At 69.1% G+C, this 11,374-nt stretch carries 11 protein-coding genes; 3 read left to right on the top strand and 8 right to left on the bottom strand.

Going from position 1 to position 11,374, the window contains the following annotated elements; translation table 11 throughout:
• From BLW82_RS38435 to BLW82_RS38425, 3 genes are read right to left on the bottom strand one after another with little or no spacing between them, the layout of a single operon-like run.
• Complete coding sequence (locus BLW82_RS38435; protein WP_256216258.1) at positions 1–957, bottom strand: carbohydrate ABC transporter permease; 957 nt, start codon at positions 955–957, stop codon at positions 1–3.
• A 2-nt stretch (positions 958–959) separates the two neighbouring features.
• The gene (locus BLW82_RS38430) at positions 960–1,892 is read right to left on the bottom strand and encodes a carbohydrate ABC transporter permease (protein ID WP_093506453.1); all 933 of its coding nucleotides are present in this window, start codon (positions 1,890–1,892) and stop codon (positions 960–962) included.
• Positions 1,889–3,163: an ABC transporter substrate-binding protein gene (locus tag BLW82_RS38425; RefSeq protein WP_093506451.1), complete on the bottom strand. Its 1,275-nt coding sequence runs from the start codon at positions 3,161–3,163 to the stop codon at positions 1,889–1,891. The genes BLW82_RS38430 and BLW82_RS38425 overlap by 4 nt, the downstream gene beginning before the upstream one ends.
• 135 nt (positions 3,164–3,298) lie before the next feature.
• Between BLW82_RS38425 and BLW82_RS38420 the strand changes: the two genes are divergently transcribed.
• Both BLW82_RS38420 and BLW82_RS38415 read left to right on the top strand, forming a co-directional pair.
• Positions 3,299–3,955, top strand: coding sequence for a GntR family transcriptional regulator (locus BLW82_RS38420; protein WP_093506449.1), 657 nt, complete (start codon positions 3,299–3,301; stop codon positions 3,953–3,955).
• Between the two features lie 376 nt (positions 3,956–4,331).
• Complete coding sequence (locus BLW82_RS38415; RefSeq protein ID WP_093506447.1) at positions 4,332–6,695, top strand: carbohydrate-binding protein; 2,364 nt, start codon at positions 4,332–4,334, stop codon at positions 6,693–6,695.
• Between the two features lie 342 nt (positions 6,696–7,037).
• Here the strand turns inward: BLW82_RS38415 and BLW82_RS38410 are convergent, their stop codons facing one another.
• Entirely contained in the window at positions 7,038–7,805 is a 768-nt protein-coding gene (locus BLW82_RS38410; RefSeq protein ID WP_093506445.1) for an SDR family NAD(P)-dependent oxidoreductase, read from the bottom strand.
• Between the two features lie 627 nt (positions 7,806–8,432).
• Positions 8,433–8,837, bottom strand: a complete 405-nt coding sequence (locus BLW82_RS38400) for a winged helix-turn-helix transcriptional regulator (protein ID WP_093506443.1) — start codon at positions 8,835–8,837, stop codon at positions 8,433–8,435.
• A gap of 105 nt (positions 8,838–8,942) precedes the next feature.
• Between BLW82_RS38400 and BLW82_RS38395 the strand changes: the two genes are divergently transcribed.
• Entirely contained in the window at positions 8,943–9,551 is a 609-nt protein-coding gene (locus BLW82_RS38395) for a malonic semialdehyde reductase (protein WP_093506441.1), read from the top strand.
• 49 nt (positions 9,552–9,600) lie between these two features.
• Here BLW82_RS38395 and BLW82_RS44735 read toward each other — a convergent pair whose 3' ends face one another.
• From BLW82_RS44735 to BLW82_RS38385, 3 genes are all read right to left on the bottom strand, one after another.
• Positions 9,601–9,777 carry an MmyB family transcriptional regulator gene (locus BLW82_RS44735; RefSeq protein ID WP_256216257.1) on the bottom strand — a complete coding sequence of 59 codons (177 nt, stop codon included), beginning with the start codon at positions 9,775–9,777 and terminating at the stop codon, positions 9,601–9,603.
• 90 nt (positions 9,778–9,867) lie between these two features.
• The gene (locus BLW82_RS38390; protein WP_093506439.1) at positions 9,868–10,245 is read right to left on the bottom strand and encodes a hypothetical protein; all 378 of its coding nucleotides are present in this window, start codon (positions 10,243–10,245) and stop codon (positions 9,868–9,870) included.
• A gap of 88 nt (positions 10,246–10,333) precedes the next feature.
• Positions 10,334–11,272, bottom strand: a complete 939-nt coding sequence (locus BLW82_RS38385; protein WP_093508494.1) for a 2-hydroxyacid dehydrogenase — start codon at positions 11,270–11,272, stop codon at positions 10,334–10,336.
• Positions 11,273–11,374: the final 102 nt, after the last annotated feature.

The raw sequence follows: 11,374 nt of genomic DNA, 5'->3' as shown, positions 1-11,374 counted from the left end.
TCAGCCCTTCATTGCGCCGGAGGTGAGGCCGCCGATGATGTGCCGTTGCATGATCGCGAAGAAGGCGAGTGCGGGAGCGACGGCCAGGAGCAGGTTGGGGAAGACCACCTCGTAGTGCGTCGAGTATTTGCCGACCGCCGCGTAGACGCCGGTGGTGACGGTGTACAACCCGCTTCCGGGCCCCAGGATGATCTGCGGGTTGGCGAAGTCGTTCCACACGCTGAGGCTGTGCAGAATCACCGCCGTCGCCACGATCGGCCGCATCAGCGGCAGTACGACCAACTGGAAAGTGCGCAGCCTTCCCAGGCCGTCCACGGCGGCGGCCTGGTCCAGCTCCCTGGGGATGGTCCGGATGTAGGCGCTGTACAAGAACACCGACACCGGGAGCGTCAGCGCGGTCTCGAAGAGCACGAAGCCGGTGACGGTGCCCATCAGCCCCAGGTACTTCAGGACGTAGACCACCGGGATCAGCAGCACCTGGCTCGGTACGAAGGTCCCCGCCACGAACAGCAGCAGCAGCGCGGTGTGCCACCGGGTCGTGCCGCGGGCGATCACGAACGACACGGGGGCGGAGACCACCAGCGAGAGGACGTTGACGAGCAGGACGAAGAGCAGCGTGATGGCGTAAGCCCGCGCGACGTCGAAGTCCGGATCGGTGAGGGCGGCACGCAGAGGCGCCAGGGTCAGGCGGCCCAGCGGCAGGCCGAACGGGGCGTCGCGGATGTCCTGTTCGGACTTGAAGGCGTTGACCACCAGCAGCCACAGCGGGATCACCATGAAGGAGACGGCAAGCAGGAGCAGCGGCAACCGCCAGAACGGCGCCTTCGACAGCATGTGGTGCCGGCGGCGTCCGGGCCCGGTGGGGGACGCCGGCTGCGGCAGGTCCGCGGCCGGGACGATGACGGGTGCCACGCCACGGGACGCCAGGGGCGGTCCGGTGGTGGGTTCGGCAACCATGGTCACGCCCCCGCTCTCTCGTCGGCGCGGCGCCGCAGGAACGTGATCGCCAGCGCGGCGATGCCGGTCACCACCGTCAGCACCATCGACTGGGCGGAGCCGTACCCCAGGGCGTTGTTCTGGAAGGACTGGGCCAGGATCAGGTAGGCGGCCGTCTCCGTGCTGCCCGCGGGGCCGCCTCCCGTCAGCGAAAGCACCAGATCGTAGGAGCGCAGCAGGGTCACCAGGGTCAGCACGACGTTGACGGTGACCACCGGCGCGATCATCGGGAGAGTCACGCTGCGCAGGATTCGGCCCCGGCCGGCGCCGTCGATCCGGGCGGCTTCCAGCAGGGATGCAGGAACGGTGTGCAGACCGGCGATGTACAGCACCAGGGTGAAACCGGACCCCGACCAGACCACGACACCGATCAGGCTCGCCAGTGCCCATCCGGGCTGGGAGAGGAAGGGCAGGCCGGCATGTCCGGCCGCGCGCAGCGCACTGTTGACGGCCCCGTTCGTCGACAGCAGGGCCGACCAGAGGAAGCCGATGATCAGTGCGCTGATGACGTACGGGTAGAAGAACACGGTGCGCAGCAGGGTGTTCGTGCGGCTCGGGGCGGAGATGGCGAGCGCGAGTGCGAGGCCCACGGCGTTGACGGCGACGGTACCGACGACCGCCAGCACGCCGGTGATCCAGGCCGCCTGGCGCACCTCCGGGTCGTGCAGCAGGCTGCGGTAGTGATCCAGGCCGACCATCGCGGGATGCGCCGTGTAGCCGTCCCAGTCGGTCAGGCTGAGATAACCCGACAGCACCAACGGCACGATCACCATGACAGCGAAGAGAACAACCGCCGGAATGGTCATGACCAGCCCCGTCAGGCGGTCCCGTCCGCGTGCGGTCGCGAACAGACCCCGCAGGGCCCGCACCGGCCGGGCGGTGGTGGAAAGGCTCATCTCGCGTGCGCCTTCAGCCAGGTGTCCACCTTGTTCAGCCCGGTGGTCGCGTCGCCGCCCGTGTACAGGCCCTGCACCTGCCTGTTCTGCTCGGCCTCGAACCCGGCCGGCATCTGGTAGGCGCCGCTGCCGACGATTGCCTGGTGGCCCGCCGAGTCGTCGAGGAGCTTTTGCACTTCGTCGGCCAGCGGGGAGAGCTTGTAGGGGTAGCCGGTGCGGAACGAGGAGTCCTGCTTGAGCTGGCCGGCCACGGCGGCGTGGTCGGTGGTCAGGAACTGAACGAGTTTCTCCGCGGCTTTCTGGCGGTTGCTCGCCTTGAAGATGCGGTAGTTCGCTCCCGGCGTCACCGACAGCCTCGGCGTGGCGGAGTCGTTCAGCTGGGGCGCTGGGAATACGCCCACTTTGAAGTCCTTCTTCGCCTGCGCCTCCGCGGCCACGAACCAGCAGCCCATGGGGTACATCGCTGCCTTGCCCGAGAGGAAGTCCGTCTCCGCTTCGGCATACTTGGTGCCCAGAGCCTGCTTGTCGAGGTAGCCCTTGTCCAGCCACGACTTGTACAGCTTCATGGACGCGCCCAGGTCTGTGCTCAGGGACCGTTCGCCTCGTGCGGCCTGCTTGAACCACTCCGGATCGGCCGTGGTCACCGTCGGCGCGAAAAGCATCATCACCTGGGCCTGGGTGACCCACTCGCCGGCCGTCTGCATGGGCAGGTATCCGGAGGCCCTGAGCTTCCTCATCGCCGCCGTCAGCTCCCCCATGGTGGTGGGCGGTGCGGTGACACCTGCCTTGGTGAACGCCTCCTTGTTGTAGAAGACGAGCGACTGCACCTGCTGCCCGATCGCGACGTCGTACAGGTGGCCGTCCAGACGCTGGGCGTCCGCCATGGGTGCGTTCGCGGCCCAGTTCAGCTTCGACAGGTCCCGCAGGTACGGAACCACCTTGTCGCTGTGGGAACCCTCCACGACGTCGGGAGCGTTCCCGGCCGCCAGCAGCTGCTGGAGCGTGCTGTCCACGGAACCGTCGGCGGCCGTGGGGGAGTCGATCTGGACCTTGATACCCGGATTGGCCTTCTCGAAGGGAGCAACCAGCTCTCGCCAGTAGGCCCTGGTCAGGTTCGGCGTGATGTTCACCAGCATCCGTACGGTGCCGGTGGCCCCCGAGTCCGGGTCGCCGGACGAGTCCCCTGCGAACCCCCCGCCCCCGCAGGCCGTCGTCAGACTCAGGCCCAGAAGGATGCCGACCGCAGCGTTGATGGATCTTCTTCGGCCCATGTTCGCTCCTATCGATTATCGTCTATCGATAGGCGATATGATGAACCTCGTCGTTCAGCGGTTGTCAAGAGCTGCACCGCAGACGCACGATCATCGATAAGATGTGAAAACGTTCCGAGACCCAAGGGGGCTGTCATGGCGGGCGTCGGTGAACCGTTGACGCGGGTGCTGCTGTCCGACCAGGTGTACACCCGGGTCAGGGGTCTGATCATCGGCGGAGACCTCAAGGCCGGGGATCGGCTCGTCGAAGCGGAGATCGCCCGCGACCTGGGGGTGAGCCAGGCTCCGGTTCGGGAAGCGGTGAAGCGGCTCGTCCACGAGGGCCTGGCCGATCACATCCCTCGGCGCGGCAGCTTCGTCGCCGACGTGTCCTCGCAGGACGCGGACGCCGCGCGGGCCGTACGGGTCATCATCGAGGAGTTCGCGGCCCGCGCGGTCGCTGAGCGCTGCACCGCTGCAGCCATGGAGGGCCTGAGCTCCCAGGTGCGGGCCATGCGGGAAGCCGCCGCCGCAGGCGACATCGGACGGTTCAGGGACGCTGACATCGGCTTTCACAGAAGCCTGTGCGAAGCCAGTGGCAACCCGTTTCTCACGCGGATCTGGAGCCTGATGGAGCCCAGCCTCCGTGCTCTGCGCGTTGTCTCCGACCCCCTGTTCACCGGTGACTGGACACAGATGGCGGACCACCACGGCGTGCTGCTGGAAATCCTCGAGTCGGCCGACGCCGATCGTGCCGCCGCCGCGTTCGCGGCACACGCCCGCGGGGACGACGGCATCCTCGACCACGGCTGAGCGCCGGCGGCGACGCCGCCGGACACCCCCTGCTGCTCGGACAGTCGTCCCCGCCACCCTCTCCTGACCTCCGCCCCGGCCCTTTCACGAGGTGCGGTGTGAAGCGGAGGCGATCAGCCCCGCGCACAACACTGCGGGTCACTCCACCTGGTCGGCTCCGATGACGTCGGGTGCGCGCCTCCATCGGCCGGCCTTGCGCACCCGGAACACGCAGCCTGCGCAACCTCCGACCGCACCGTCCTGCCCTCCGCCGCAGTCGAGGCCGTGTCCGCCAGGCCCGCGCCGCACACCGCTCGGTTCGTGTCTTACGCGATCCCGCGCTGGAGTCCTATATTGACCATCGACTCGCGATTATCGATAGGCGATGGGATAGACCATGCAATGGAGACATCGCGCACTGGCCATCGGAACCACGGCAGCGACCGTGGTGACCGCACTGGCGACCGCCCTCCCGGCAACCGCGCAGGCAGCCGCCCACACCACCCGCTATGTGAGCAGTACCGGATCCGACAGGAACCCCGGCACCGCTCACCGTCCCTTCCGCACCGTGCAGGAATGCGCCTCCGCCGCCCTGCCCGGCGACACCTGTGTGATTGCTTCCGGTATCTACCGGGAGTCCATCAGGCCGGCCCGGAGCGGCACCGACTCCGCCCGCATCACCTATCGCGCCGCGCCCGGTGCGGACGTCGTCGTCGACGGCAGTGACCCGGTCACCGGCTGGGCCCCCGTCACGGCTTCCGACGTGACCCAGCTCCAGCAAGCAGACCCGACGCTGACCGGCTCGGACTTCGCCGTGGCAGCGGCCGCCGGCAAGATCTACCGGACCGACATCGACCTCGACCCCTCACTGCCCGGCAACCAGCTCTTCCTCGACGGCACCATGCTCGGCGAGGCCCAGTGGCCCTACCCCGGCACCGACCCGACCAGGCCCGAGTACAACTCGGCCGACGCAGGCACCGACGACACGCTGTACGACGACGCCTTGACCCAGCCCGACGGGTACTGGAAGGGAGCCCGGCTGACTTCGCACAACTGGTTCGTCAGCCAGACCGGCACGGTCACCGGTTCGCGTGCCGGTTCCGTGACCGCGACGGGTCTGTCCACCGCGTGCGTCAGCCTCAGCCCCAACCAGCGGAACCTGTACGCCCTCACCGGCAAGCTCCAGGCGTTCAGCCACGCCGGTCAGTGGTTCTACGACCAGGACGCGCACCGCCTCTACATATGGATGCCGGACGGCGGCAGCCCGGTCGCACACACCGTCGAGGCCAAACAGCGCAATGTCGCCGTCGACCTGTCGGGACGTTCCTACGTCTCCGTGGTCGGCATCGGTGTCAGGGCAGCGACCGTCCGGACCTCTTCGACGTCGACCCACAATGTCCTGGACGGCATCGAGGCCACATACGTCTCCCACTACATGGACCTGAAGACCGACCCCGCCAAGGTCACACCGGCCGACCCCTGCGACGTGCTGACGGCGGGAGAGACGACCAGCGGCATCCTCCTGGGCGGTAGGTCGAACACCCTGAGGAACAGCCGGATCGACTACAGCGCCGGCAACGGGGTCGTGCTGTCCGGCTCCGGCAACGTGGTGACGAACAACCTCATCACCCGGGTCGACTACCGAGGCAGCTACGCCGCCGGGATCAACGTGCTCGGACGCGACCAGACCATCACGCACAACACTGTGATCAACAGCGGCCGAAGCGACATCAACATCGACAACAAGGTCGCCGGCACCACGGCCTCCGGCCACGAGATCGCCTACAACGACCTCTCCGACTACGGGAACCTGGTCGTCGACGTCGGCGCGATCTACATCTGTTGCCAGGTGAATCTCGCGGGGACGGCCATCCACCACAACCACCTGCACGACGCAGCGCTTTTCGCGGCCAGTGCCCCGGCTCCCGGCGTCTACCTGGACCTTTCGACCTACAACAGCACCGTGTACGACAACGTCGCGTGGAATCGCACGACCTACGGGGTCGTGCTGATCAACCCCAACGGGGGCAGCACGACCGGCAACCGTATTCTGAACAACACCAGTGGCACGGACCGCAAGTCCGTCAGTCTCTTCGGCGGCACCTACTCGGACACCGAGGTGGCCAACAACATCGGGGACGCCGACACCATGGAGGGCGTGTCGTCCACCAACAACCTGCCTCAGTCGGCCGGCCCGCAGTTCACCGATCCTGCGGCCCACGACTTCACCCTCACTTCCGCCTCACCGGCCCGCGATTACGGCTTGGTACGGCCCCCGGCCACCGACGGATACACGGATCCGCAGCCCAGTGCGGGTGCCTACCAGTACGGTGCGCCGGTCTGGCGCGCGGGCATCGCCGCCGAGACGACAACGGTGCAGGCGGAGTCGTACGCCGACGCAAGCGGAGTGACCACCCACGCCGCCGGCACGGGCACCGTCCTCGGCAGCTTCGACGGCGGCGACTGGACCCGGTACGACAACGTCGACTTCGGCAGCGGCCGTGACCTCCTCATCGCGAGCATCGGCAGTGAACAGCCGTACTCCGGAGGCAGTTTCGAGATCCGGATCGACTCCGCCACCGGCCCGCTAATCGGCACCGTCACCGTGGAGAGCACCGGCGCCTGGGACACCTATCTGGATCAGACATCCACGATCACGTCCACGAGCGGGACGCACGATGTGTACATCAAGGCCCTCGGTACCGCTCCGGGTGTCGCCAACATCGACAACTTCTCGCTGGCACGACTGATCCATCGCTAGCGGGCACCGGACCCATGTCCGCCGTGACCGGGTGAACGGAAGGACAGCGGCGCACGGCAGTGATCCAGCCCGTGCGCCGCAGGTCCGACACCTCGGAAGCGGTGTCCGTTCAATGGGCAACGGTCAAGGCCCTCGCCTCGGTGATCCGCTCGCCCGAGTAGGTGATCTCCGACGCCTTCGACCAGCCGAGGCCCGTGACCGACACACCTGCGGCCGTGAGTCGTGCTGGTGGACAGCGCCCGCCACCAGATCGACCTGATCAGTTCCGAGACCGGCCGCGGCGACGCCCGGTCCACGTCCCGGTCTGCTTGGCACCGAGCGGTCTCGCTGCCCGAGACGGCGTCAGACGAGTTCCAGGCCGCCGTCCACGGTGACGACCTGGCCGGTGGCGTGCCGTCCCGCGGGGTCGGCCATCCGCAGGACCCAGTGGGCGATCTCTTGGGTGCCCGCGATGCGGTGGGTGGGGATGCGGTCGCGTTCGTAGGCGTACATGTCGTCGGCGGCCTCGGGGGTGAGTCCGGCGTGCAGCATGACGTCGGTGAGGGTGGGGCCGGGGGCGACCGCGTTGACGCGGACTCCCTCCTCCGCCAATTCCAGTGCCCAGCTGCGGGTCAGCTGTTCGACGGCGGCCTTGGTGGCCGCGTAGTGCGCGCCGCCCGGCATAGGCCGGTGCCCGTAGGTGCTGGAGAGGTTGATGATGGTGCCGGAGGTCTCGCGCAGGTGTGGCAGGGCGGCGTGGGCGAGGAGACTCGGCGCAACGACGTTCAGGGCGAGCAAGTTCGTGACAGTCTGCTCGTCGGTGTCGGCGAGTCTCATCACCGCTGTGGCACCCGCGTTGTTGACCAGGTGGTCAATGCGTCCCCACCGCCGTACGGCGGTCCTGATCACCTCGGCGGGGGCTCCCTCGGCGCAGACGTCGATCGCCAGGACGCCGATGCGAGGGTGAAGTGCGGCGGTCTCCGTCAGCGGTGCCTCGCGCCGTCCCACACCGAGCACGTGCGCGCCCGCTTCGGCGAAGGCGACTGCCGTGGCCCGGCCGATGCCGGAACCGGCTCCGGTCACGATGGCCACATGGCCCGCGAAGGTCAAGGCGGAAAGGTCTGCGGACATCACATGTTCCTTCTGTCTTCACTGGTATGCACACTCAAAACAGTGTGACCCCCTCAGCGATCGTACATCGAACAGTGTGACACGGTTGGCGACTCGTCACGCGGCGGGGCAAGCACCTTCACCAGGCCGCCCAGGTCGCCGGTGTGGGCGGCCGTCCGGAACACCACGGCGAGGCGGTGGTGCGACTCGACGGGGACCGGGCGCTCCCGACCGGACTCCAGCCGGGCCTGTGCCCGGTGCACCACCACGCGCGCGTTCGGGGCGGTGGTCCGCAGCAGGGACGCGAGTTCGGCGCTGGCGTGGCCGAATCCCTTGCGCAGGACGTAGCCAGGTGGAGTCCGTGGGCCCCGTGAGATTTCCCCCCGGGGACCGCTCCCCGAACCAGTGGGGTTTCCGTGGGCCACCCCGTGGGGGCCCCGCGGCCGAGCCCACGGGGTTCACTCATGATCCGCCGTCCGACCCAGCCTGTACCCGCCACGGCACGAGGACGTTGATGTCGTGGTCGGCAAAGATCTCACTGACGGTCGCTCTGGTGTGGTCCCCGGCACCGGCGTGCGGCGGGGTGCCGTTCTGCCGACGCCGGGGTCGCCGCGGCGGCTCATCTGAGCCGGGGAGGGCGCGTCCGGTTCAGTTCCTGGCGCGGCGCTGGGGGGCGGCCGGTGTTTCGGGCAGGTGGCGGGACGCCCAGCCCGCCAGCTCGCCGAGGATGGGCATGAGGGCCGTCCCGTCCGGGGTGAGCCGGTAGCGGACCATGACCGGTGGTCCGGACTCGACCTCGCGCACGGTGAGCCCCGCGCCGGACAGCTCGGAGAGGCGCTCCGAGAGGACGGAGTCACTGATGCCCTCCACCGCGCGCCGCAAGTCGGCGTAGCCCAGGGGCCCGTGCTGCAGCGTGGCCAGGATGATGCCGTTCCACCGTTTACCGAGGAAGCCGAACGCCCTCGTCAGCGCCCCGTCGCAGGACGCCGGGTGGTGCTGCCCGGTGAGGGCGTCGCCCGTGCGGGGCGACCGGGGGTCCGCTGCTTCCGTCATGTCTCCAGGATAGCGAGGGTGCTACGCTCCGCCTTGCCACTCTGTTTTCCGAAGTAGCATTGACAGAAAAAGCTGCTTTGCATTCAAGAGCTAGGAGAGTTCGACGTGACCACCTCGGTCCCTCTTTCCCGGGTCGGCGCCGACGCCCGGGCTGCGCTCTTCACCGACGCGCGCACCGCCTACTCCTTCACCGACACACCGGTCGACGACGCGACGCTGACCGGCATCTGGGAACTGGCCCGCTGGGCCCCGACCGCCGCGAACCTTCAGCCCCTGCGCGTCCTGTACGTCCGCACGCCCGAGGGCAAGGAACGCCTGCTGCCGCACCTCGACGAGGGGAACCGGCCCAAATCGGCCTCCGCCCCCGCCGTCGCGGTCCTGGCCGTGGACGACCGCTTCCACGAGCACATCCCGCGCATCCTGCCGATCAGGCCCGAGCTGCGGGAGCACTTCGCCGCCGATCCCGCCCAACGGGACGGCATCACGTCCTTCAACGGCCCTCTGCAGGCGGGCTACTTCATCCTCGCCGTCCGCGCCTGCGGCCTCGCAGCCGGACCCATGGCCGGCTTCGACGCGGCGGGCATCGACAAGGAGTTCTTCCCCGCCAGTTCCTGGCACTCCGTGCTCGTCGTGAACATTGGCCACCCTGCGGGCCCTGCGGAGTTTGACCGCATGCCGCGCCTCGCGCACGAGGATGCCGTCGCCTGGGCCTGAGCCGACGGGCTCTTTCCTCGCCGACGACCGGGCACGACCGCCTACTGTGTCAGGTTGCCGGGGAGCAGGCTGAGCATGCGCACGTTGGTGTCGCTCCGGTACCCGGCGTGGCGGTGCAGATGACGAGCCGCAGCGGCTGGGCGGGGGCGACCAGGGTCTGGCAGTGCAGCTCCGGCGTGCCGAACCGGGGGTGGAGGAAGCGCCTGGGCGCGTGGGACGGTCCCAGGGCGGGGCGCTCGCGCTCCGGGGCTCCGGGTGCCCGCGGCCGGCTCGAGAATGCCGTTCCTCCCCGCTCTCCCCGGGACCGCGGCGAGGGTCAGGGGCGGGTACTCACGAGGAGTACGGTGCCCACGAAGGTCAGCAGGGTCAGGGCGGTCACGGCGATGAGCAGCCACCGCATCCACCGGAGGCTGCTGCGGTGCAGGGCCGAGTCGGCCTGGGCGATGCTGTCGGCGATGTACACCAACTGCCCACGCGGCGGCGCGTATCCGCCGTCGTAGAAGACACGACAGTAGAGCGCAATCTCGCCGAGCAGGAACGACCAGTGGTCCGGGAGGACCAGGCGTCGGGCGGAGCGGGCCGTCCCGCGCAGGTCCGTCCGGCGCGCCACCCACATGGGGAGCCGCTCTCCACCGCGCCCCCGCTCCGGTCCGGTCGACCGGCTGTCGTTGCCCATCTCGTCACCGTTCGTCACGCGGCACACTGTTCGGGTGCATTCGTCAACTGCTGTGCCAGTCAGGACCGGTGAGGACGCAAAGGTGTGACACGAGGGTGGCCTGGTGTCAGCGTCTGACGACGTTCTCCAGTTCCCCGCCCGCGGCGAACCGGGCCAGCTGCCGTCGCACGAGCGCTTCGAGACGGGGCCACAGGCCGGGAGTGAAGGCGCCGACGTGCGGGGTGATCAGGACGCCGGGCGCGGTCCAGAGCGGGTGGCCCGGCGGGAGCGGTTCGGGGTCGGTCACGTCGAGGGCGGCCAGCAGTCGGCCGCCGTGCACCTCCTTCAGCAGGGCGTCGGTGTCGACGACCGCGCCCCGGGACACGTTGACGAGCAAGGCGCCGTCCTTGACGCGGGACAGCAGTGCGGCATCGAAGAGCCCGTGGGTCGCCGCCGTCAGCGGAGTGCACAGCACGATCACGTCGGCGTCCGCGACGAGCCGGGGCAGCAGCGACACGGAGCGCACCGGCCCTTGGGGTGTGTCCCGGTCCGCGCGCCCGACGCGGGTGACGGCGCAGCCGAAGGGCGCCAGGAGCTCCTCCAGGGCGGAGCCGACGGCGCCGTGACCGACGATGAGCACGGACCGTTCGTAGAGGGTGGAGAAGGTCCGCGGGTCCCAGTCCTCCCGGTCCTGGGCGCGGAGCGACTCCGGTATGCCGCGCAGGCTGGCGAGGATCAGCGTCAGGGCCAGCTCGGCCGTGCCGGCAGTCGGCACCCCCTTCGCGTTGCACAAGATCACCTCACGGGGCAGCCGGTCCAGTGCCGCCCGCAGCTCGTCGGTTCCGGCGCTGAGCGCCTGCACCGCCCGCAGCCGGGTCATCCGGGCCAGCGGCCGGGCAATGACGCCGATGTCTTTGGTCAGCGGGGGCACGTAGAACTCGACCTCCGCCGGGTCCGTGGGAAAAGCCGAAAGGCCGTCCCACCGGGCGTAGTCGAGGCCCGGGGGCAGATCGGCGAGGCGGCCGAACTGTGCGGGCAGCCATACCTGGGGGGATCGCGCGGTCATGACGACGTACTCCGCTCTCACGACGTTTTCCGGGGCTCCGGTCCGGTCCCGGAAACGTCCCGAAAGGCCGCGGGCGGAGCCGGACCATTGACTGCGCACCAT

Origin of the sequence: Streptomyces sp. Ag109_O5-10 (assembly GCF_900105755.1) — a bacterium.
In the GTDB taxonomy this organism is placed as follows: domain Bacteria; phylum Actinomycetota; class Actinomycetes; order Streptomycetales; family Streptomycetaceae; genus Streptomyces.
Note: the sequence above shows the minus strand (reverse complement) of the source record. Positions and strands in the feature narration are given on the sequence as shown.